This is a genomic window from Acidiluteibacter ferrifornacis, from assembly GCF_009909615.1.
In the GTDB taxonomy this organism is placed as follows: domain Bacteria; phylum Bacteroidota; class Bacteroidia; order Flavobacteriales_E; family Vicingaceae; genus Acidiluteibacter; species Acidiluteibacter ferrifornacis.
On sequence record NZ_WWNE01000008.1, the window covers coordinates 114,723 to 139,611 of the forward strand.

Annotated in this window: 16 protein-coding genes; 9 read left to right on the forward strand and 7 right to left on the reverse strand. The window is 36.6% G+C overall.

Going from position 1 to position 24,889, the window contains the following annotated elements; translation table 11 throughout:
- Positions 1-34: 34 nt before the first annotated feature.
- Entirely contained in the window at positions 35-724 is a 690-nt protein-coding gene (locus tag GQN54_RS10940) for a hypothetical protein (RefSeq protein WP_160633586.1), read from the reverse strand.
- 110 nt (positions 725-834) lie between these two features.
- On the opposite strand from GQN54_RS10940, the gene GQN54_RS10945 reads away from it, so the two are divergent.
- The 3 genes from GQN54_RS10945 (at position 835) to GQN54_RS10955 (ending at position 3,673) form a co-directional block, all read left to right on the forward strand.
- Positions 835-1,575 carry a glycosyltransferase family 2 protein gene (locus GQN54_RS10945; protein WP_160633587.1) on the forward strand — a complete coding sequence of 247 codons (741 nt, stop codon included), beginning with the start codon at positions 835-837 and terminating at the stop codon, positions 1,573-1,575.
- Between the two features lie 84 nt (positions 1,576-1,659).
- The gene (pruA, locus tag GQN54_RS10950; protein WP_160633588.1) at positions 1,660-3,282 is read left to right on the forward strand and encodes an L-glutamate gamma-semialdehyde dehydrogenase; all 1,623 of its coding nucleotides are present in this window, start codon (positions 1,660-1,662) and stop codon (positions 3,280-3,282) included.
- 70 nt (positions 3,283-3,352) lie between these two features.
- Entirely contained in the window at positions 3,353-3,673 is a 321-nt protein-coding gene (locus GQN54_RS10955; protein WP_207554884.1) for an FtsB family cell division protein, read from the forward strand.
- Between the two features lie 53 nt (positions 3,674-3,726).
- Here GQN54_RS10955 and fahA read toward each other — a convergent pair whose 3' ends face one another.
- Positions 3,727-4,995 carry a fumarylacetoacetase gene (gene fahA, locus GQN54_RS10960; protein ID WP_160633589.1) on the reverse strand — a complete coding sequence of 423 codons (1,269 nt, stop codon included), beginning with the start codon at positions 4,993-4,995 and terminating at the stop codon, positions 3,727-3,729.
- 199 nt (positions 4,996-5,194) lie between these two features.
- On the opposite strand from fahA, the gene GQN54_RS10965 reads away from it, so the two are divergent.
- Complete coding sequence (locus GQN54_RS10965; RefSeq protein WP_160633590.1) at positions 5,195-9,583, forward strand: T9SS type A sorting domain-containing protein; 4,389 nt, start codon at positions 5,195-5,197, stop codon at positions 9,581-9,583.
- Positions 9,584-9,655: 72 nt separating this feature from the next.
- Entirely contained in the window at positions 9,656-13,114 is a 3,459-nt protein-coding gene (locus tag GQN54_RS10970) for a T9SS-dependent choice-of-anchor J family protein (RefSeq protein ID WP_160633591.1), read from the forward strand.
- Positions 13,115-13,270: 156 nt separating this feature from the next.
- On the opposite strand, the gene glyA is transcribed toward GQN54_RS10970, so the two are convergent.
- From glyA to xrtF, 5 genes are all read right to left on the reverse strand, one after another.
- On the reverse strand, positions 13,271-14,542 hold the full coding sequence (gene glyA, locus GQN54_RS10975) for a serine hydroxymethyltransferase (protein ID WP_160633592.1): 1,272 nt from the start codon (positions 14,540-14,542) through the stop codon (positions 13,271-13,273).
- A gap of 381 nt (positions 14,543-14,923) precedes the next feature.
- Positions 14,924-15,154, reverse strand: a complete 231-nt coding sequence (locus GQN54_RS10980; RefSeq protein WP_207554885.1) for a PID-CTERM protein-sorting domain-containing protein — start codon at positions 15,152-15,154, stop codon at positions 14,924-14,926.
- Between the two features lie 34 nt (positions 15,155-15,188).
- The gene (locus GQN54_RS10985) at positions 15,189-18,218 is read right to left on the reverse strand and encodes a T9SS type A sorting domain-containing protein (RefSeq protein WP_160633593.1); all 3,030 of its coding nucleotides are present in this window, start codon (positions 18,216-18,218) and stop codon (positions 15,189-15,191) included.
- A 30-nt stretch (positions 18,219-18,248) separates the two neighbouring features.
- The gene (locus tag GQN54_RS10990) at positions 18,249-18,725 is read right to left on the reverse strand and encodes a hypothetical protein (RefSeq protein ID WP_160633594.1); all 477 of its coding nucleotides are present in this window, start codon (positions 18,723-18,725) and stop codon (positions 18,249-18,251) included.
- The gene (gene xrtF / locus GQN54_RS10995) at positions 18,710-19,249 is read right to left on the reverse strand and encodes an exosortase family protein XrtF (RefSeq protein ID WP_160633595.1); all 540 of its coding nucleotides are present in this window, start codon (positions 19,247-19,249) and stop codon (positions 18,710-18,712) included. The genes GQN54_RS10990 and xrtF overlap by 16 nt, the downstream gene beginning before the upstream one ends.
- A 64-nt stretch (positions 19,250-19,313) precedes the next feature.
- On the opposite strand from xrtF, the gene GQN54_RS11000 reads away from it, so the two are divergent.
- Genes GQN54_RS11000 through GQN54_RS11015 form a run of 4 tightly spaced genes read left to right on the forward strand, consistent with a single transcriptional unit; the run spans position 19,314 to position 24,867 of the window.
- Positions 19,314-21,653, forward strand: a complete 2,340-nt coding sequence (locus tag GQN54_RS11000; protein WP_160633596.1) for a polysaccharide biosynthesis tyrosine autokinase — start codon at positions 19,314-19,316, stop codon at positions 21,651-21,653.
- A gap of 3 nt (positions 21,654-21,656) precedes the next feature.
- Positions 21,657-23,105 carry a lipopolysaccharide biosynthesis protein gene (locus tag GQN54_RS11005; RefSeq protein WP_160633597.1) on the forward strand — a complete coding sequence of 483 codons (1,449 nt, stop codon included), beginning with the start codon at positions 21,657-21,659 and terminating at the stop codon, positions 23,103-23,105.
- Positions 23,084-23,791, forward strand: a complete 708-nt coding sequence (locus GQN54_RS11010) for a sulfotransferase (protein ID WP_160633598.1) — start codon at positions 23,084-23,086, stop codon at positions 23,789-23,791. The genes GQN54_RS11005 and GQN54_RS11010 overlap by 22 nt, the downstream gene beginning before the upstream one ends.
- Positions 23,788-24,867, forward strand: a complete 1,080-nt coding sequence (locus tag GQN54_RS11015; protein ID WP_160633599.1) for a DegT/DnrJ/EryC1/StrS family aminotransferase — start codon at positions 23,788-23,790, stop codon at positions 24,865-24,867. The genes GQN54_RS11010 and GQN54_RS11015 overlap by 4 nt, the downstream gene beginning before the upstream one ends.
- Positions 24,868-24,889 lie beyond the last annotated feature (22 nt).

A 24,889-nucleotide genomic window follows, 5' to 3' on the forward strand; every position in this document is an offset into this window, starting at 1 on the left:
GTTATCAGGAGCTAAAGTAAAGGATTATTGTTCGCTATTGTTTAATGCCTTGTTTTTTTGATTTTAATTGATCAACGTTAGAGTCCGAAGTCCTAATTTTCATTTCAAGTTCTTTTAATTTCTTATTATTCTCTTCGATTTGCTCAGCTTTCTCTTTGTTCTCTTTGGTCATTTTTTCGATATCTTTTTTATTCTCTTCGATATCATCTATTAGATCTTTATTCTTGTCAGTAAGCTTTGATTGGTCTTTTTTTAGATCTCCACTCAGTCCTACAGCATCGTCTAACTTTTCTTCATAATATTCTCCTAAATACTGATTGAGAAAATCTTGAAAAAGCGTCCTCATGTTTGAGAAAGCAGTGCCATCTGAAGACGGAGTAATGTATAAATCGTAACCTTTTCGGGCAAATAGAGTCATTTGAGTGCCACCATCCTTATTCTCTTTGAACGCACTATATAAGTCAATTTGGACATCGGTAATAGCAATTACCTTGCTTTGCTTTACGGCATAAAAATTACCGTTACGTTTTAGTTTTACATCGTGCTGTTTTTTTAAATATTTCTTAAATGCTTTTCTGGCTTCTTTAGGCTCCGGTGCTATTTCTACCTCCAAAGAAGTTTGACTTTTTTCTTCATGATAAGCAGTTGACTGTATTATTGAATAGGTCTGAGCAGTTAAACTAAGTGAAGCAATTGAAAATATTAGAAGTATTGTGTTTTTCATGTTAAATTTTAGTGTTAGTGGATTGAATATTCCTTTAAATGTAAGCAATTGACATGCCCTAGTACACAAAAAACAACAATTTTTATACATTTGTGTTTCAAATTAGATAAATGTTAAACAATAAGAAGGTGGTAGTCGTAATGCCTGCCTACAATGCCTCAAAAACTCTAGACCGGACTTATTCAGAAATTCCATTCCCACTCGTTGATGAAGTTATTCTTGTTGATGATAATAGTTCTGATGATACATACATAAAGGCTAGAGAGCTAGGTATAAAACATGTCATCAAACATGAAAAGAATCGGGGCTATGGGGGTAATCAAAAAACGTGTTATGCAGCCGCATTGAAGCTGAATGCAGATATCGTAATTATGGTTCATCCAGACTACCAGTATACGCCAAAATTAATCCCCGCTATGGCCGAAATGTTGACTAGTGGATTATATGAAGTGGTTTTGGGTTCTCGAATACTGGGTACGGGAGCACTCAAAGGAGGTATGCCTTTCTACAAATATTTTGCAAATCGAGTGTTAACATTTACTCAGAATCTTCTTGTAGGAGCAAAGCTATCAGAGTATCATACAGGATATCGTGCTTTTACTAAAGAGGCAATTCAGTCAATAGATATCTCTAAAAATTCAGATAATTTTATTTTTGACAATCAAATGCTTTCTCAGTTATTGATGAAAGGTTACGAAATAGCAGAAATAACTTGTCCAACGAAGTATTTCGATGAGGGTTCCTCTATCAATTTCAAAAATAGTACTATTTATGGGTTAGGAGTATTGAAAGTAAGTATTCAACATCGTTTAAAACGAATGGGGATCTACACCGCAAAAATCTATCAATAACGCAGTAACTCTAGTTCTTGTTATCCCCATTTTGAAATCTTAATTTCGCATTTCCATTTATGATAAGAATTAAAAATTTAAGATATGTCAAACGCTATTTTTAAAACGCCAATTGCTACCAACGAGCCTATATTAAATTACGCTCCAGGATCTGCAGAGCGAAAAGAATTACAAGATACCGTAGCCAAAATGAAAGCTACTCCTGTCGATGTTCCAATGTATATTGGAGGTAAAGAGGTGAGGACAGGAAATACTGTAAGTATGCATCCGCCATATGATCATCAGCATAATTTGGGACATTTTCACAAAGGAGATGGTTCTCATGTGAAAATGGCTATTGATGCTGCCTTAGCAGCAAAAGAGTCATGGGCGAATACTTCATGGGAGCATAGAGCTTCTGTGTTTTTAAAGGCAGCGGAATTGATTGCAGGTCCATACAGAGCAAAGTTGAATGGAGCTACCATGTTAGCACAGTCTAAGAATGCCTTTCAAGCTGAAATTGATTCGGCATGCGAGATTATAGACTTCTTTAGATACAATGTGCAGTTTATGCGTCAAATTTATACAGAGCAACCAGAATCAGGTCCTGGTGTTTGGAATAAATTGGAATATCGTCCTTTAGAAGGATTTGTATTTGCATTGACTCCATTTAATTTTACTGCTATTGCAGGTAATTTGCCAGCAGCTCCAGCTATGATGGGTAATACAGTAGTTTGGAAAGCCGCAGATACTCAGATATATTCAGCGAGAGTTATCATGGAAATTTTGATTGAGGCAGGTTTGCCAGATGGTGTTATCAATTTAGTTTATGTTGGTGGGCAAGAGGCAGGTGATGTAATTTTTAGCCACAGAGATTTTGCAGGTATTCATTTCACAGGATCTACCGCTGTTTTTGAAAATATTTGGAAAACAATTGGAAATAACATCTCTACATACAAGAGTTATCCGAGAATTGTTGGAGAGACCGGTGGAAAGGATTTTATCATAGCTCACGAGTCTGCTGATCCTATTCAAATAGCAACTGCTATTTCTAGAGGAGCTTTCGAATTTCAAGGGCAAAAATGTTCAGCGGCTTCAAGAGCTTATATTCCAAAAAGTCTATGGCCAGCAGTTAAAGAACGTTTAGAAATAGATGTAAAGTCATTTAAAATGGGTTCGCCTGAAGATTTTACGAATTTTGTAAATGCTGTAATCAGTGAAAAGGCCTTTGATAGTATTGCCAACTATATTGATGGAGCTAAGAATTCTTCAGATGCTGAAATTATCCTTGGAGGAGGATACGATAAATCTAAAGGTTACTTTATCGAACCAACAGTCATTGTAGCAAAGGATCCTAAATTTACCACCATGTGCGAAGAAATCTTCGGTCCAGTAATCACGATTTTTGTATACGAAGAAAATGATTTTGAGGCAACATTGGATTTGGTGGACGACAATGCTTACGCCTTAACAGGCGCAATTTTTGCGAAAGACAGAATCGTAATTGAACATATGTGTAAGCGATTAGTGAATGCAGCAGGGAACTTCTATATCAATGATAAACCAACTGGGGCTGTAGTCGGTCAGCAGCCATTCGGTGGAGCTAGAAAATCTGGAACTAACGATAAGGCTGGGGCAATGCAAAATTTAATGCGTTGGGTTTCTGCTCGTACAATGAAAGAAACTTTCGTAACACCAACAGATTATAGATACCCGTTTTTGGGGTAAATCAAATTAAGTCCACTAACAAACGCCTGTTAAGATTTTAACAGGCGTTTTGTATTTACATTGGTTTTGTATGTCTAATTTTGGAATGATGAATAGATTGTGGAATAAAATACCGCCTTTTTTTAGGAATAAATACGTTTTTACATTTATTGTATTCATTGTTTGGTTATTCTTTTTTGACCAAAACAATTGGATTGCTCAGATGCAGTATCAATTTGAGTTAAATAAATTGGACAATGAGCGGGAGTTTTACGAAGAGGAAATAAAAATTGTCACACAAGATTTAAAAGAGTTACAGACCAATCCGAAATCATTGGAGAAGTTTGCAAGGGAAAAATACCTCATGAAAAAAGATAATGAAGAGGTATTCGTATTAATTGATGAAGACTAAGAACGTAGAACAAAAAAGGCTCATTTTAATCAAATGAGCCTTTTAATTTTGGTTTATTTTGCGGGTAATACTTTGGTGGAAACCTCACCAAATCCAACTCTTATTCCATTTTTTTCTGCATATCCTCGCATTATAACGGTGTCTCCATCGTTAATGAATGTGCGCTCAGAGCCATCATCTAACTTTAAAGGCTTTGTTGCATTCCAAGCAAGCTCTAACATGGAGCCATAAGAATCCGGGGTGTGTCCTGAAATTGTACCACTACCGTACATGTCACCGGCTTTTATATTACATCCATTAATAGTATGATGAGCTAATTGTTGCTCCATATTCCAATACATGTATTTGTAATTTGATTTAGAAACAACCGATTCTACACTTCCTTCAGGTTGGATTAAAACCTCTAAGTTAATGTCAATGTTTTTGTTTCCATTAAATTTAAGGTAAGGAAATACTTCAGGCTCTTGTTTAGGTCCTTCAACTCTGTACGGTTCCAAAGCATCCATAGTAACTACCCATGATGAAATAGAGGAGGCGAAGTTCTTGGCAAGGAACGGTCCTAGAGGAACATATTCCCACTTTTGGATATCTCTAGCACTCCAATCATTGAATAAAACCATTCCAAAAATAAAATTATCTGCTTCATCAGGTGTAATGTGATCACCTAATTCTTTTCCTGGATATGTAATAAATGCTGTTTCTAATTCAAAGTCCAATCGTTTGCATGGACCAAATGTAGGAGCCCCATCATTCGGTTTTTGCTGGCCTTTTGGGCGATGAATGGCGACTCCGGAATTGATAATGGAAGAAGATCGTCCATGATAACCTACTGGAATATATTTCCAGTTCGGTAATAGGGCGTTGTTTGGATCTCTAAACATTGTTCCTACGTTTGTTGCGTGTTCAATGCTTGAATAAAAGTCAGTATAATCACCAATTTTTGCAGGTAAATGGGTCTGAACTCTATCTATGGGTGTAATCACTTCCAGTAATGCATTCTCTTTTTTTCTTAGTTCATCATTTCCTTTTGTGAAGATTTCAGATATTCGATCACGAATGATTCGAGTGTAGGCTTTACCCTTTTCAATAAAAGAGTTGAGCGAATCTTGATTGAAAATATTATCCGTTTCTATTCCATCAAAGTAACCCAATTCAGCTAAGCATTGTAAGTCGATTACACTATTACCAATACGTGTAGCGACTCTTTTCGTTTTTTTGTCCGTACTGATAATTCCAAAAGGAATGTTTTGAATAGGGAAGTCCGATCCCTCGTTTATTTCAATCCAACTCGTTAATTCTGGGTTATTGGCTTTTATATTCATGTGAAATTATATTAAGTTTTTTACAAAAGTAGTATTTTGAAAGTGTTTAAAAAATGATGCAACCTCAAATGAGCTTTTTGCGTCTTGTTTTTGCAACTACTGAAAAGGGCTGCTTTGTAGTGTTGAAAAAGATTTAAGTTGTATTATTATGATACTATAATTAAATTAGCCCAACTTTAAATAACTAATCGATTTTAAGATGAGAAGAAGTTTACAATTCTTTACGTTTACCTTGACAGTAATGCTTTCTAGCATTGCTTTTTACACTTTTGGACAAACCCCAACAGTGAATGTTTTTGAAGAGCGATTTGATGGCCCCACAATTAAGATGACTTCTTCGTCAGCTTCTGGTCTAAATAATAATCGTTGGGCTATTACTAATAGGGTGGGAGCACAAGGAAGCACTCCATATAGCAGTGATTCGGCACAAGTAGTTGCCGGAGATATTCTCTATCTAACAACAGATCCTATTGATTTAACTCCATATGTTTCAGCGTTGTTGAGTTTTGATCATGTAGCTAAAATCGAAGGTGGGGATAGGGCTCATGTTGAGTTATCTATTGATAATGGGGCTACTTGGATTCATTTGGGAAAGAAGAATACTAACTATCAAGGTCAGACGAATATGTTACCAGATAGTGCTTGGTCGGAATTTTCTGATGTAATTGGATGGAGAGGAACACCAACTCAAGCCAATATAGTAGCTTATCCTCAACCCTCTTGGTTTAGAAAGGAAAATTTCGATATTTCAGAATTGGCGGGGGGACAACCCAATGTGAGAATTCGATTTGTGCTAAGAGATATGCTAAATTCTCAAGCTGGACCTTCAGGAAGAGCAGGATGGTTTCTTGATAATGTAATTGTAGCCGGTGCATTTTGTGAGTTGTTTCCACCAGCAGTTAATCTGTCGGCTCCTAGCTCTTATCCTGGTTCCTATGGAGACGGTAGAGTTTATGATACTGGTCCATTTGATTTTATTGCTTCTGTGACTGATCAATCTGGACTTTTGTTGGATTCTACCTATGTAGCATACGCTAGATATGACAACAGTAACCCAAGAGTGCTAATCGTACGAGATACTGTAAAAATGGTGAATGTTTCAGCTGCTAACTTTCGAGGAACAATACCCGCTGCTAATGTTGGAGATTCAATAAGGTATTCGTTAATTTACACCGATGCAAGTGGTTGCTTTAATAAAACCCGATTCCCATTAGCAGGAGAGCGATACATGATTATTTACCCTGATTTGCCACAGCCTTGTCAACAATTGCCTGAATTTCAATTTCCCTATAAAGAAGATTTTGAATCATTTCCAAGGGATGAGACAGGTAAAATGTATAACAACTGGGTTAATTTGCAAGGAGATTTTCATGATTGGTGGGTAGGAGTTGATTCTACACTAACCAATGGAACTGGTCCTAAGGGAGGTAAATCTGGAATTAAATTCTTGTATTTAGAGGCAACCGGTCATGTAGGCCAAGAAGCGCATATCGTTTCACCCTGTTTGGACTTTTTTGAAACTCCAAACCCGACACTTGAATTCTGGTATCATATGAATGGTCAAAATATTGATGAATTGCATATTGATATTTATGATGAAACTATACCAGGTTGGGTAAATGATGTCGCTCCTCCAATTATTGGGAATCAAGGTGATTTCTGGAGGTTGAAGCAAATCAATTTTTACAACTACAGAGATCGAGTAGTTCAGATACGTTTGAGAGCTAAGGCAGGAAAAGGTGGAGATATTGGCGATATTGCGATCGACGACTTCTATATTTACAATGGTCCAATTCATAATGCTGCAGTTGTTGAAGTATATAGAACTCCTTTTACTCCAAAAGTAAATGACCAATTATCATTTAGATTAGAGAATTTTGGAGTACTACCAATTACGACGCTTAGTGCGACTTACAATATTTATGATCGATTTAATAATCTTGAATCAACAGTTACTGAAACTTTTAATGGACTCAATGTTCCACCAGCAGCAACACAAGATTTGACTTTTTCTACTCCGTTTTTAGCACCTGATAGCATATTTTTTGCACAAGTCATAGTAAATCTTGCAATGGATACTGCCAATAATAATGATACGAATATTGCTCAATCATATGGGGTAAACAAGCGTCCTATTTCTTATTATGACAACTATGATGTGGATTCAAGGGCTGATGATTGGGTTAACTTTCCCTTACAAGTAGGGGTGCCAGATAAATGGAAGAGATTGAAACCCGGTACAGGTTTTGGTGAGCCAAAACAAGCCTTTTCACCTGATTATGTTTGGAGTGTGAATGGAACGCAGAAGTATGGCCCAGGCTCTGATAATCAGTTAATTTCTCCATTTATTGATATGAGAAATTCAGACTCTACATTTGTTCAGTTTTACATGCAAAGAGATATTGCTAACCTAGATGGTGTGCACCTAGAATACAGTTTAGATAGAGGAGCAACTTGGAGACTTGTCGCAGATGATAATAATCCGCCTGCTACTTTAAACTGGTATAATAGTATTAATTATGACGGAATACCTTGTTGGGCCGATACTACTGGCGGATACAAATTGTCGCGAATTAAAACTACCTATTTAGATGACTTAGATGAAGTTCTATTTAGATTTAGATTCATGTCAGATACGAATGATTTTGCTGGTTTTGGTGCGGCTGTTGATAACTTTAACATTATCAATCCTCAGCCATTAGATGTAGCGGTTACTGGTGTGTTTTCTCCTTTGTCTTATTGCGATATTGATTCAGCGAAGGTGGAGTTTAAATTGGAAAATTACGGTAGAACTTCCATGAGTTCTATTCCAGTCGTGATATCAGTAATAGATGAAAATAACAATACAGTTAGCTCTATAAATGAGACAGTGAATGCTAATCTAGGGGTCTTTGACTCAGTAAGAGTTACATCTACAGGTTGGGTAAAGTTGCCAAGATATGGGAATTATAAAGTACAAGTAGTATCTAATTTAGCCGGCGACGGAGATGCAAGAAATGATACTGCATTTAAGTTCACCGAAAGTTATTATGGATGTAATTTGACATTAAGGTATTCAACTAGCCTTACTATTGGTGGAGAAGGTTCATGGGAAGTCCTCGTTAATAATGCCTCACCAGAGAGGAGATTGATTGAAAAAACGGATACATTACTACCTTCTACTACTTATACGAAAGAAGTTTGTATAAAAGATGGACAGGAAGTAAAAGTGAACCTTAAAGATGGTAATTCTAACTTAATTCAATTTGAAGTGTTAGGTTTTGGTTATTCTTATTGGAGAACTCTAGGTGGAAACCAAAACATTAACTCAAATTCTTTTGATTGGGACTGTCCTCCCAAATTATCAATGGGGGTAACAAAAATTGACCTACAAGGATTAGCTGGGAACTTACCTTTTGCCATCGATTATCCTATAGAAATTACCTTATTAGATAATGGTTTGGATTCTATAGATGATGTGAAGGTTAACTTACAGATTGATAACGATCCCGTTATAACAGAATCCCTTGTTTTTGACCCAGAATTGAGGTATAAAGATGTTAGAAAACATCTATTCCAAAACCCTTGGAGTGCTACACCTGGTATTCATAAAATTAAAGCTTGGACAAGTGAGCCAAATAGTAATAATTTCCCTGATACAGATCCAACGGACGATACGGCATACTTTGATATGCATGTTTTAGATACTGTGAAAGCCGTTTCTGTAAATAATTATTGCAACGATTTTGAGAATGTGTCAAAAGCTTGGAGAGGTTTGAACTTTAGTACGTATACCAAATTGGGAAATAGCTTTCAACTGGGTACAGGTACTAAGCCGAATCTAAATACGAGTAATAGTGGGCAAAATTCATGGATAACCACATTGGATTCCAATTATGTTGATTATGATTCTTCTAGTGTCGTTTCTGACTTCTTTCAACTAAAAGCTCAAAAATGTTATGAAGTAAGTTTCTTCCATAAGTTCGAAACAGAGGAGGATAATGATGGAGGACACTTCCAGTACTCAATTAACAATGGCCAGTCTTGGATTACTTTATACGATAATAGCGGAACAGCAACGGAATGGTTCAACACCCAACACGTAGCTGCTATGTTGAATAATAGCCAGAATGCTGGATGGACTGGAACAAGCGCTTGGATTCAATCTAAAAATACTTTGGGACTGTGGGAAGATAAACAAACAATTTTCAGATTTAGATATCAGTCGGATGGTTCTGTCAGAAACGAAGGCTGGCAAATTGATGATTTTTGCATCAATGAAATTGCAAAATCTGACTCACTGAGGTACCAAACCTGTTTTCCAGTTGGGCTTAATACTTTTAACTCAAAAAATATTTCTTTAAGTCAAAATGTACCTAACCCAACTAATGGAGTAACAACAATAACTTACGGTTTAACGAAATCAGGTCAGGTGAACTTTAATGTCACTAACATGTTGGGACAAACCTTTGCTCAAACTTCTGAATTCATGAGCGCAGGTGATCACATGATTGAATTGAATGTTGCTGAATGGGCTGATGGAGTATATTTTTACTCTATTGAGTTTGAAGGAGAAAGAATTGTTAAGAAAATGATTATTTCTAAATAATATTTAATTGTTATATATTTAAAGGGAACTATTGAGAAATAGTTCCCTTTTTTTGTAATTAAAATCCATAGAATGAAAAGAATAAGTCTATTTTTTGTTTTTATTTCAATGAGTATGTTTGCTTTTTCGCAAACTGTAATAGTCAATGAAGATTTTGAAGGCAGTTCAACTTCATTTAATAGTTATGCAGCTTCTAATCCATTTGCATTTTGGAATACAAACTCTGTTTTTAGTACGAGTGGTTCAAAATCCTATCGCGGAGTAGTAACTTTTAACGACACTTTATTTTTGGAGTCTAATTCATTTTCTACGATGGGCTATTTGAGTGTGGGTTTATCCTTTAATCAAATTTGTAAAATAGGAAGCCTGGACAAGGCTCATTTGCAATATTCATTAGATAATGGAATCACATGGACCTATCTCACCACTAATGAATATTTAGGTACAGGATTATTTGCTCAAAACCTGTTTTCTTCAAGATCATACGCGGATTGGTTATCCAGCCAACCTACAACCCTGCCAAATAATACGTGGTGGAAGAATGAAACTTTTGACATCTCTGCCACAGCCAACAATAGTCAAGTAAAAATTCGGTTGGTACTAGTTGATGGGGATTTTAATGGCCCTGCTTCTAATTATGGGTGGTTAATCGATGATTTTCAAATTGTGGGAGCTGCTTGTGAGCTCATTCCACCTACTCTTTCAAATGCAACGGTGATTACTGGTGCCACTTATTCCTTGTCACCAACGCGATTATCAATTGATGCCTTTGATCAATCTGGAATCTCTTCCGCAAAAGTATACTTCACTATCAATAATGGGGCGATTGACTCTGTGTCATTGAGTAATGTATCCGGAAATACGTGGACAGGAAATTTGCCATCGGGGTCAATTAATGATACCATTTGTTATTATTATTCTATAAGAGATGCCTCCACATGCTTTAATCAAGAAGTATTGCCAGCCAGTCAATGTTATCAATTTTATATTGACCCATTACCGCCAGTGCCTTGCATAGGAACGGCTATAACAAACTATCCCTATAACGAAGATTTTACTACATTTCTAGTTGGCACAAGTGGCGCTCTGGTTAATAACTGGGAAAATTCGACATTTGATGATTTTGACTGGTACGTTCACTCAGGTGCAACAACTTCTACAAATACGGGACCTTCCTCAGATCATACAGGAGGAAATGGCAAATACCTCTATATGGAAGCAACAGGGCCTTTATCAGGAGAAGAGGCTCATTTAATTACACCCTGCTATACTTTAGGTAGTAATTCATTTTATCAATTTAGCTTTTGGTACCATATGTATGGAGTGGGAATGGGAGAGTTGCATGTAGATCTTTTTGCGAATAATATGTGGAACTTGGACATTATGCCTTCCATCGCTGGAGATCAAGGGAATCAATGGCTGAAAGCTACTATTGATGTGTCTAATTATGCAGGTCAGACCATTAAACTTCGGTTTAGAGGCCGAAAAGGCCCTAGTTATACCAGTGATATTGCGCTCGATGATATTGGTTTAAATGTAACTACAGGAGAGGATGTCTCAGTTGCATCAATTAGCAATCCAATGGATAAAACATGTTTGTTAAATCCATCTCAAAGAGTGGATGTTTCAATTTTTAATAATGGTTTCGTGCCTATTTCATCCATTCCAGTGGCTTATCAATTAAATAATGGTCCTGTGGTAAGGTCAACTTCTACATCTAGTATTTTGCCCTCTAGTTCCCAAATCTTTACTTTTTCAACACCAATTACCGTCACTCCAAATGTTCAGCATACTTTAAAAATTTGGACAGAATTATCAACGGATATCAATACCGCTAATGATACTTTAACTTATAATTTTGCAATGAATAGTACTGTGAGTTCGTTTCCTTTTACAGAATTGTTTGACCAGTTTACTGTTGGAGCTCCTGGCATTCTTATCAATGGTTGGGAAAACGATCAGCAAGATGATATGGATTGGAATGTTAATACCGGAGGAACTCCATCGGCTAATACTGGACCTTCTCAAGATCATAATTCAATTGGAGGAGGAAATTACATGTATATTGAAACAAGCAACACTCCTCAAGGTTACGAAGCGTATCTCATTAGCCCTTGCATTGATTTATCCAATGTACTAGCCCCTCAATTGAATTTTTGGTACCATATGTATGGAGCGACTATGGGTGCTTTGCATGTGGATATATGGTCTAATGGTGCTTGGGTATTAGATGTAATGCCGATTATTTCAGGAAATCAAGGCAATGTATGGAAAAATCAGATTGTCAATTTGTCCACATACGCTAATCAAATCATTAAAGTTCGATTTAGAGGGGAGGTAGGATCCAGTTTTACTAGTGATATAGCAATAGATGAAGTGACCTTGACTAATCTAGCCACTATTGATATTTCACTTAATTCCTTGTCTAGTCCAATGAATCAGGGATGCCAGACCGCTTTAAACCAAAATGTAAGTTTAAACATTCAGAATTTCAGTAATGTGACCCTCACTAATATCCCTTTAGCGTTTCAAAATAATGGTGGAATTACATATAGAGACACGCTGGCAGGTCCGTTAGCACCTTTTGCCAGCCAAAACTTTACCTTTACTAATCAAGTAGTTTTTCAACCATCAATGAATAATTTTTTCAGAGTATGGCTAGAAGAACCATTAGATTTAAACCCTTTTAACGATACCCTTGTAAGGCTGATTTCAACCAATGGAATCGTCAATCAGTTTCCCAATAATGAGGATTTTGATGGCTTTTTTGTTGGGGCGCCGGGTACATTACTAAATGGATGGGAGAATGAGTTAGCCGCAGACAATCACGATTGGTATGTTAATTCGGGAGCAACGCCTACAGCCTTAACTGGCCCTGTTGGTGACCATACTAATCTGAATGGGAATTACATGTACATCAAAGCGGATGGAAATAGTGGTAAAAGTGCCAGATTACTCAGTCCATGTTTTGATTTAAGTTCTACCAATAAGGCTCAACTTTCTTTTTGGTATCATATGCTTGGTTCAGATATGGGCAGTTTACATGTTGATATTATCATTAATGGGTTTTACGTCCAAGATATTATTCAGCCTATTTCAGGAAATCAAGGGCAAAGTTGGTTGAATCAAACGATTGACTTATCCGGTTATTCTGGAACTATTCGGGTAGTTTTTAGAGGTGATGTGATTACTAAATCTGGAACAATAGCAGGTGATATTGCCATTGACGATATTGAGGTAAGTGATGTTTTAGTTGGATTAAATACCTATGCCACGAGTAATTATGTTGGGGAAATTTATCCTAACCCAACGGCTAGAGCTGCTTATATTGCTCTTCAATCATCATTGGAACAAACAACGCAAATAAAGATTATGGACATGAAAGGACAGTTGATCCAACAATCAAGTCTAAATTTAGGAATGGGTAAACAAACGGTAGAGCTACCCATTGACAACTTGAAAAGTGGTGTTTATCTTTTGCAACTCTCAATGGGCAATGATCTTTATACACGTAAGTTGATTGTCCATTAAAAATGGGGATAAAAAAAGACGTTTAAAAGAAAGCTACAGCTATTGCATAAAAAATCCCATTGCAGAATATTTCTTATGCAATGGGATTTTTATTTTTTGTGTAGGACTTAGTATAGCCCGTTGATACGATAAAGAGAATACGTTAGCTTTTCGGAATCAATAATCAAAAAGAGGCAAATCTTCCATTAAATGATTCACTTGCTTTTTTATGTTGGCTAATTCGCTCTCATTGTTTTTATGGTTAATTGCGTTATCTATCAACTCAGCAATCAAAGGAATCTCCTTTTCTGTAATTCCACGCGTGGTAATTGCAGGTGTCCCAATACGTATTCCGGAAGTAACAAAAGGACTTCTAGTGTCGAAAGGAACCATGTTTTTATTGACAGTAATGTCAGCTAATCCTAGCACTCTTTCCGCTTCCTTTCCGGTAATGTCTTTTGAATTTAGGTTAATCAATAAACAGTGATTGTCTGTTCCTCCTGAGATAATGTCAAATCCTCTTTTTACCAATTCTTCTCCTAACAATTTAGAGTTTTTCATGACTTGTAAAGTGTACTCCATGAAGGAATCTTCTAAAGCTTCACCAAATGCTACAGCCTTACCAGCTATCACATGTTCTAAAGGACCACCTTGGGTGCCAGGAAATACTGCAGAATCCAATAGCGCAGACATCATTCTAATGTCTCCTTTAGGAGTTTTTATGCCCCATGGATTTTCAAAGTCTTGTCCCATCATAATCATCCCACCTCTAGGTCCTCTTAATGTTTTATGAGTAGTTGTGGTCACGATATGGCAATGGGGTAGTGGGTCATTTAAAATTCCTTTTGCAATTAAACCAGCAGGATGAGAAATGTCGGCCATTAGCAAAGCTCCAACTTCGTCCGCGATTGCTCTCATTTTTTTATAATCCCAATCTCTGCTATAAGATGAAGCACCTGCTATCATCAATTTAGGTTGCTCCTTTTTAGCTATGGCCTCTATTTTATCAAAATCAATTCTACCAGTTTCTTGTTCTACTCCATAGAAGGTAGAGCGATATAGTTTTCCAGAAAAATTGACCGGAGAGCCATGGGTCAAATGTCCCCCATGAGCTAGATCAAACCCTAGGATGGTATCACCTGGATTTAATACTGCCAACATAACTGCTGCATTGGCTTGGGCACCTGAGTGTGGTTGAACATTTACCCATTCTGCATTAAAAAGGGCCTTTGCACGGTCTATTGCCAATTGCTCTACTTGGTCCACTATTTGACAACCTCCATAGTACCTTTTGCCTGGAAGTCCTTCGGCGTATTTGTTCGTCAACACTGAGCCCATTGCTTTCAATACTCCTTTACTAACATAGTTTTCGGAAGCAATTAACTCTAATCCCTCAGTTTGTCTTTTCTTCTCTTTCTTTATGAGTTTGAATAGTTCTTTATCTTTCATATCGGATATATCTTAGACGGCTAAAATTAGTCAAATACTTCGTATTTTTTAAATAAGTCAATGCTGTATTCCTTCGGATTATTTTTATTTCGGATTTGATCAATGAATGTGTCGGTGGATGATGCAATACTTTTTCATAGGAGGACAAATCGTGTTGAATTAATCCCATAATCAAATCGCTGTAAATACTATTTTTAGAAGGTCATCGTCTGCTATTAGAGCCTCCTGATGCAGTTTTGTTTAACATGAGAGTATAGCGGTTCCAATAGAGTACCGCCCCTTTTAAAAAACTTGATTTGTATGGAACGGCGCTTTCAATTTGAAGTGAGATGCTCTTTTAATGGAACAATAATAAAAATAAATACACAAAAAAAAGGAAGACTATTGGTCTTCCTTTTTTTGATTCATTTCATATACTTTTTTACCACCGTAGGCAGCTCCTGCAATTAACAACCAGGAGAGTCCTCCATCAATGGGAACACAGGGAGGAGGGAAGCATGGACCAGGTCCACCGCCACCGCCAGGGCCACCACCAGGAGGTTGTGCATTTAAATCGGAGGTTGCTAAGAATAGAATAGCAACTAATGGTATATATCTCAATATCTTTTTCATATTCAATTGTTCTGTGTGCAAATATAGAAATTTCTTAGAAATTAAACTTTTCAGTGATCACTTCATTGTTGGTACGTACCACGATTAAATGGATACCATTTAATTCGGTCGTAAAATCTAGTTCCTTAGAGCCATTTCCATCAATACCAATGTATTGTGTAGTGGCTACTTTCTGACCATTTAAATTGTATATATCAACTTGTGCTTGTTGTGCTTCTTCAACTGCATAGTTCAATTCTACAATTTGACCTCTTTTAAGGATAGAAACTCCATTGGAAGATGGATTAGATTCCGAAGCCTTGTTCAATAAATCTATACAATCTTCTGCAGATTTAAATAAGTGCAATTCAAAACGATCGTATTTACCGGTATTGGCAGCGAAGGTGTAAGTAGCTTCTGAACTGAGGTCAATTATTTTACCTACTTCTTTGTCTTCCAATAATGCACAGTTATAAACGGCTAACAATTCAGCTACATCTTCTGCTTCGATGGTATAAGAACCATTCTCTCCTGCCAAAAATGAAATTGGAAGGTGGTGAGCGTTATCCATTGAGTTGATGGAAGATCCAATCAACTCCACATTACTCTCTGAAGCTTTTGTGATTAATGAAGTAGCAGCTTTGTGTGGACTAGCTAAGTAATATTCATCTTCTGTATCCAAGCCATTTTCAGCTGTAGAAGAAGGCATCACCGATAACTCATTACCAAACCCATTTCCTAAACTACTTATGGCTAAAGCAAATTTCTTTTCTTTTTTCTGCTTAGAAATCAAGCTTATAGCCAATGGAAACTTGTTTGACTCATTAAATGTAATGACCTTATCGCTACCAGAAGTATTGTTCACCCAAAAACCTTGATGAGCGGCAATGAACCCACCAGTAAACAACTGGTAAGCTCCATTATTTTGGACATAGACGTAGAACTGGTTGCTTACTCCAGAAGGCTTCGTTACCGAGCTGTAATTGATGAAACAAGAATATGGATTAGCAATTAAATTAAAACCTGGTTTTAGTGTGATACTGATAGGTCCTGTATAAGGAGTTCCTCTATGATCCATCGTTTGTGCGGCAAAAGTGGATAAGTTGTCTCCTAAAAATAGCTCAACTCCTTCTCCAGCTACAATGGTTTCAGCAGTAGAAGTGATGTATATATACGCTTTGGTAGTATTGTTGTATTTGGTAACGCTGTAGTAAATTGGTCCACCAGCACCATCTCTCGCATCTCCATCGTTACCGCCAACACCACTCATGAACAATTCTGCATCCCAATCGGCGATAGTTGTAGAAACTACAGGAGCAGTAATGTCCGCATAATTGGCTGCTCTAGCAGAGAAATAACGTTGTAAAATAAATTCTCCACTAAATGAGTTGGTAGCAGATGGCTGAATTTGCGCCTGTGTACTTGCATCAGAAACTAAAGTAACAGTTGCACCATCATTAACTAATTGTCCTGCTGCCACTTTAATAAAATTGGTAATGTTCCAATCTCCTGATTTAAAAGAAACCGTAGTACTGTTGTTGGCATAAAAGTCAAATTGAGTAATAGCACTGCCCGAATTATTCCATAATTCTTGTGCTCCTGTTCCCACAAATCCGAGTAACCCTGTTGAGCTGCTAATCGAACCATTTACCAATAAATCGCCATTGAGCAATAAACTGTCGTTGCTATTGAAATTTAGTGTTGCGCCTGCATCAATGGTTAAACCTTCAGCAGTAGCAGTTGCTCCATCTACATCAACGACACGCGGCGATGGAATTACTACATTGTCGGTTGAAGTAGGAACGCAAGTACAACTCCAAGTTGCCGGAGTATTCCATGCTCCATCGCCTACAGCAGTGATCACGTTAGGACGCACCGCTAATGTAATGTAATCTCCATCAGTAAGCGCAACACCCGTAAACGTGATGGTTTCATCAATGGCGTTATACGTTCCTATTAAGGATTGTGAAATACTAGAATTATCAAATGCTCCTGTGGTGTTATCGATTAATAAACGGTAATCATTTGCAGGGTCAACAGCAAAGTTATTACCAGTTAGAAAGAACTTGATGTCAATTGTTCCAGGGGTATTGGTAACATCTGCTCTCCATGTTTGATTGAATCGGTTACTTGCGTAAGCGGATCCTACAGAAGTAGTAGTGCTAAGGCCACCATTGTCATGCCCAATTAATAAATAATCTCCATTTCCCAATGTAGAAGCGTTAGAAATTTCTACGATTCCTGTTCCTTGAGCGTTGGTGTTGGCACCATCAGACTCTTGACCAATACCGAATACTTCAAAGTTGTGAGTTGAAATATGAGAATAATAGGTGTTGAGAGTGTTGACACTAAATTTACTACCTAAATAAGCACTAATAATATTTCGTTCTGCTGAATTTAAGCGTCTATTAAAAATGATAATTTCTGAGATTTCGCCGTTTTGAAACCTAATAGGGGAGCCTGATGAGTTGACTAATGTTCCAACAGTAGAGATAGAATTGGATAATAATGCTGTTCTTGTAATAGTACTATTGTCTCTACGTGCAGAATTCGCTCGACCATACTCCAACAGTCCACCAGTAAACGAGTTGTCTGTATGAAATTGAAAAATGGTTGGATCGTTTTGGGAAAATGGGAAGGTATAGTATTTATTAGGAGATGTGTAAGAAACACCCACCGCGTTTGAAATGGAGTAAATAAAGTGCTTTTGTAAGGTAAGTACACCATTTATAGCAGTGGACTGCGATTGATGCACTGTGAAAACAGAAGTATGGTCAGTCGTTATATGACTGCTAAATTGCAGAAAATCGTTGGAGCCATCAAAGTCAACTGCAGAAATTCCATTTATGAGACTTGTTTTGAATAAGGGCTGTCTACTTGAAGTAGCCTGAATAGCGTGATTATTATTTCCTGAAAAATCGGTCCAAGAAGATATAGCAGAGTTGTCGGGTAGACTTAATCTATTAGCATCTAGCCAAACTAAGTTATCTGAGGAATTGCCAATTCCACCAGGTCCAATTTGAGAAAAAATTATCGTGGGGCTTAAAAAAAGTGTTAGTAGGAAAGGAATAAAATTTCTTTTCATCTTCTATAAAATATATCGTACAAATCTACGTTAAAAAAATTTCTTATTCAAAGTATTTAAGGCATATAATGTGATACTTATAAATAAGAATATAAGGGGACTATGTATCCACCCAACTAATATACGTAAGTATGGATAAAAAGTTGGGAATTGATTCAAAAAAAATGCAAGTAGCATTAGAAGAATTGTTAGAACTGTGCAAAATCCATAAATAAACTTTACCATGGTTTTGCCCAAAGCGCTATTAAACCCTTTTTTAATTCCAAAATACGTAATGAACATAAACAGCACAGTAAATCCTACAGTTAACCCGTACTTCAGTAGATTCAACTCAGAAGGATTGTAATTCATTAAATAAGGCAAAGGAGTGGTTTTAGCGTAAAAAGTATTAGCTCCCTCCATGATGGCGTTGATGCTTCTGAACACCACTTCTCGCCAATAGCTTAGGACATAAAGGAGAGTTAAAGCTGCCCACCAAACTGCTCTTCGACTTATTTTTTGATCCATTGGTAAATTTTAATGCGCCACATCCACAGTAAAAAGACGATGCCGTAAACAAAAAGGGTGAAGGTGTAGGAATGGTGAAAATCCAATTGGTCTGGAGCGTAGACCACAATCAGCGCCAAGGCCGTTACCCGGAGTACGTTTAAGCTGTGTATGATCGTGACCCCAACTGCTATGGAAAGCCCTTTCATCCACCACACCCCTTTAAAGGAAAGGATGAAGGTGGCGTACAAAATAAACAAGCTCAGCCCGTCGCAAGGTCCGCCTATGATGACTCCACTACTGCCTTGGATTCCCATTAGGAATTGGGTTTGGGAGGAATTGGACATCAATTCGTATCCCAGCCCACTGAGGATCCATTCCGATTGAGCAATGATAATGTTAATCAGCCCACTGTCAATGGAGGTGTAAGGAGAGAGCCCCCAATGGTAAAGGGCTGATAGTATAGCATAGATGGCTACCATTTTTAAGATAAAATGAAAGCCTTGCTTGTTTTGCTGATAGACGAGTTTTAGATTGCTCCACATAACTACAAAATAAATGATTTAAATTCGTTTCTTTGCTCATTATAATTGTTTCAGCGACTTAAATATGCAAAATAATACTGCTCACAGTACTTCTTTTCAAATAGATCCTCGCATTTTTCTGGTTTACATTTTAAGGTATTGGTATTTTATTTTAATTGGCCTGATTGGTGGAGTTGTATATGCTTTTTATCAAGTGCGATATACTCCTGCTACCTATTCCACTAATGCGCGTATGTTGGTGAAAGATGAATATTCTTCGTGGGGGCAAGAGTATTTTTTGCCTGGGATGGAGCTAGTGAGTGGAAGAAACCGATTGATCAACGAAATTGGAATCATCAAGTCTTATCCACTGATGGATAGAGTGGCTAAAAAATTGAACTGGGAAGTTTCTTATTACAAATTGGGGAATATCAAAACTACCGAAATGTATCCCATTTCTTCTTTCAAGGTCGATTTGGTTGAGGGGGTGAAAACGTTTCAACGCAATTACATTCAATTTTTGTCTGATGACAAGTTCCAAATTAGTTTGGACATAGAGACCATAAAGGATGGATCCATATATCAAGTAGGTGAGGTTTTTGAATGGGATGGTGGGAAGTTGATTTTGACTTCTAATTATGTGGAAGAAAGTGATGAAGTTTTCGCATTTCAATTTAATCCAATTAGCAGTTGGACGCGTTATTTTCAGCAGGCAATCAATATCGATGTAGAAAACACGGAGTCCTCTATTTTGATTTTATCTGAGAATAATCAGACGCCCCAAAAGTCTATTGATTTTTTAAATGCCCTAATGGATGAGTATATTCAATGGGGTATGGATCAGAATAATGAAATAGCAGTCAACACTATGGCATTTGTGGATCAGCAATTGCAAGGTATTGCCGATTCTTTGGTGGTTACTGAATATCGATTGGAGCAGTTCCAACAAAAGAATTTTTCTGAGCGGATTTTTATTACGGAGGAAGAGAGTAACATAATGGAGGTGTTTCAACTGGAAGAAGAGTTGACCCAAAAAAGCATTCAGCGGGAATATTATTCAGCATTAATTAAAACACTAGAATCAAAAGAGTTTACTGCTTTTCCCTCTTCGGCTGTATTTGGCTTTCTTGATCCCAATATTGATCGGCTGACGGAGCGCATTCAAGTTTTGGTTCAAGAGCAGAGGGAGGCTAGTTTTCAATTTCAAAATGTTAATTTAAGAATCGAGCAGCAGCAGCAGGAGCTTGATCGTCAAATTGATGCTTTGTTGTCGGTTGCAAAAGCGAACCGAGAGCAAGTGAATGTGTTGATAGATTCACTCAAAAAAATGATTGCTAAGGAAGAGAATAAAGTTTTACGAATTCCTAGCGAACAACGGGAATATTTCAATCTAAAGCGAGAAAATAAATTGTTGAGTGATTTGTATACCTTTCTGTTGAATAAGCGTTCTGAGGCTGGAATTGCTAAAGCCTCCAATGTACCCAAAGCTCAAATATTGGATTACGCCACTGAATTTCGGAGTGCCTACGTTGGTCCTAAGGTTTCTGGCGTTTATATTAACGCCATCTTTCTGGGTTTATTAATTCCCCTGTTTATTATTCTACTACTGTATTTTTTTAATTCCAAAATTGTTGATCGTGCGGATTTGGAAAAGATTACCTCTATTCCATTGCTAGGTTCTATTATGCATAAAAAAGATTTGGATAGCAATGTGGTGGTGAGTACCAATTTAAAATCCATCGTTTCCGAAGCGTTTCGAAGCATACGTACCAACATCAATTACATGGTAGAAGGAAAGGAACAACAAGTGGTGATGGTGACTTCATCCATATCTGGAGAGGGAAAAACCTTTACTTCCATTAATTTAGCGGCCATTTATGCCGCCTCTGGAAAAAAAACCATCCTGGTGGGTGCAGATTTACGTAAGCCGAAGATTTTTCAAGACTTTGGATTGACCAATGAAGTTGGATTGAGTACCTACTTGATTCGAAAAGGAGGGTTGAATGATTGTGTGCGTAAAACGCATGTTAAGAATTTAGATTTAATATCATCTGGGCCTATTCCGCCCAATCCCGCAGAATTGATTGAAAGCGAACGAATGCACCAATTTTTAGCGGATCTGAAGTCTACTTATGACATCATCATTATCGATACACCTCCGGTGGGATTGGTAACAGATGCCTTAATCATCAATCAACATGTAGATGCGTCCATCTATATTGTGCGACATGGGTATACCAAAAAATCCTACTTAGAAAATATCAATGAATTACATGTTCAAGGAAAAATAAAAAGATTAGGGATTGTAGTGAATGCAGTCAAGGAAAAGAATGGGCCATTAGGAAGTGGTTATGGCTATGGCTATGGTTATGGATACGGCTATGGATATGGATACGGCTATGGATATTATTCAGACGATAATTAGGGAATGAGTTCTTTAAAACGAAGATCAGCAATTGCAGTCGCTTGGGATTTAGGTGGAGTATTACTTAATCACGGTACGAGCTTTATTATATCTATCTTTTTAGCGAGGCTCTTAAGTCCAAAGGAGTTTGGATTAGTAGGAATGGCAATGGTTTTTATCACTATTTCTCAAGTGTTTGTTGATGTAGGCTTTTCCTCCGCACTAATTCAAAACAAGAGAAACTCAAATTTAGGATATAACTCAGTATTTTATTTCAATATTGTAGCAGGTTTGCTGCTGACTATCCTCTTTTTTTTTTTAGCGCCTTTTATTGGTTTATTTTATGAAAATAACACTGTTTCAAACTTGGTTCGCTGGTTGTCTTTAAGTATTTTAATAAGTTCCTTTAATCAGGTTCAATCAGCCATCCTTAGTCGAAAATTAGATTTTAAGGCACTTGCTCTTCGGCATGTGATTGCGTCGGTTGTTGGAGGAATAGTTGGAGTTCTTGCAGCTTTTAACGGGGCGGGTGTATATGCACTAGTTTTAAAATCTTTATTGGCCTCTTTTTTAAGTTCAGTTTTGCTATGGAAGGCTTCTAAATGGAGACCGAGTTTACAATTTTCTCTGGATGAATTAAAAAAAATGATGGGATTTAGTTCCTATGTTTTTTTTGATAGAATTGTAACTACTATACTTGGTAGCTTAGATGTCCTGACTGTAGCTAAAGTTTTTTCAGCATCTACTTTAGGTTTTTACAGTAGAGCTGTTACTTTGAAAGATCAAGTAACCACTTACTCAACAGTTAGTATTCAAAAAGTGTTCTTTCCTGTGCTCTCTTCTCTGCAAGAGAATGAAGCCGAATATCAAAGAATTTATTTTAGGATAATTTCAGTAGTTGCTTTTGTATCTTATGGATTGACGGGTGTTTTGTATATTTTAGGAGAACCGATCATCATTGGATTGTTTGGGGAAAAATGGGGCGCCTCAGTAGCTATTTTTCAAGTGTTGATTCTGTCAGCTTGCAATACTCCTTTAAATGCCATGATGATAAATGCCTTTATGAGCAAAGGATTAACTAAGGAAAATTTTAAAATTGGATTGTTTAGAAAGGCAGTACAGCTAATTCCTATCTTAATTGCTTATTATTATGGATTATATGCTTTTACTGTTTCAGTTGTTATTGTTAGTTATCTAATAACATTTACAAATATTTTATTTTTGAGTCATTATTTACAGCTAAGCATCAGTAAACATTTATTAAAAGTGTTTGAAGGGATGTTCCCACTATTGTTGTTTATTGCAATAATTAAATTTATAGGTTTAGACGGATTATGTATAAAACTTATATTTGCTTTGTTATTTGGGATATTCTACTGTGCCTATAGTTATGTCTTGAAATCAGAAGGTTTTGTTTTTGTGCAACAAAATATTTTAAATGGAGTTAGTAAATGGATATTAAAAAGAAAGTAAATGGGTATTTTTATCGGATTTACAACAGAATTTTTGTTCCCTTACAAATAAGGAATCATCCAAAAGTGTTCTGTATAGGAATGAATAAGACTGGTACGACTTCCTTTATATGTGCAATGAAAGATTTGGGATATGTTGTGGGAGACCAGGCAAAGGGTGAGCAATTGCTTCGAGATTATCGAAAAAATAAATTTAAAAGAATAATAGATTATTGTCGAACTGCCGAGGTGTTTCAGGATGTACCATTTTCATTACCTAAAACCTATGAGTATTTAGATAGAGAGTTTCCCAAGGCTAAATTTATTCTAACTGTTAGAGACTCCTCCGAGCAGTGGTATAATTCAATTACAAAGTTTCATGCTCTTCGTTTTGGTAATGGAGAATTACCCACTAGTGAACAATTAAAAAAAGCAGATTATATCTATCCTTCTTACATGTGGCACTTGATGCAAGCAATATGCAATTCATCTGAAAAGAATCCTTATGATAAAGATTTATTAATGGATGCTTATGATGTGTATAATTCTCAGGTAATTAGTTATTTTGATAATAGACCAAAGGATTTTCTTTTAATTAACTTATCTAATAAAGATAGTTATTCTAAACTTGTTGATTTCTTGGGTGTTTCATCACCCTTTAAAGATTTTCCGTGGGAAAATAAAACTAATCAATTCACCAAACAATGATACCAGTAACAAAACCATACTTACCTGAATTAAGTAAATATCAAGACTATGTTAAAACAATATTTAGTCGACAATGGTTGACCAATAATGGGCCCTTAGTTCAACAGTTAGAACAGAAGTTTAGAGAGTACTTGAATATTCAAAATTTGCTTTATGTTAGTAATGGAACTATAGCCTTGCAGTTGGCCATCAAGGCCTTAGATTTAAAAGGAGAGATTATTACCACTCCTTTTTCTTATGTGGCTACCACTAGTAGCATTGTTTGGGAAGGATGTAAACCGGTTTTTGTGGATATCGATTCGCAAACATTAAATATTGATCCAGCAAAAATTGAAGCGGCTATTACTCCTCGAACATCAGCCATATTAGCCACTCATTGCTTTGGTAACGCTTGTGATATAGAAGCTATAGATGCTATAGCAAAAAAGCATCACTTAAAAGTGATTTATGATGCGGCTCATTGTTTTGGAACCAAGTATAAGGGTAAAAGTATTTTTGATTTTGGAGATATCAGTACAACTAGTTTACATGCCACTAAGTTAATGCACTCTACAGAAGGAGGGATTGTTTTTGCCAATGCAAAGGAATTAATACATCGGATGAGTTTAATGAGAAATTTCGGACACGACGGCTTCGACAAGTTTAATGGGGTAGGTATCAATGGGAAGAATTCGGAGTTTCATGCGGCAATGGGACTTTGCGTTTTAGAAGATTTGGAACTTATTTTAAAAGAAAGAAAGAAGCAGTCTGAATTATACTCTCAGCTTTTGACGGGGCTGACCATTGATACTCCAACGATACAGCCTTCATGTAATTTTAATTATGCTTATTATCCTGTAATTTTTGAGAATGAGTCGACAGCTTTAGATGTAAAATTGAAATTGGAGAAAAATGATATTTATCCTCGAAGATATTTCTATCCATCATTAAGCAGTCTCGATTATGTAGATTTGGCTAGTACTCCAATTTCTGATAACATTGCATCCCGTATACTATGTCTACCTCTATATCATGAACTTCATAAAGATTCACAAAGTTTGATTTGTGAAATAATTTCACAAGCATTAATTAAGTAGCTAAAAAATAGCATTTTAAATT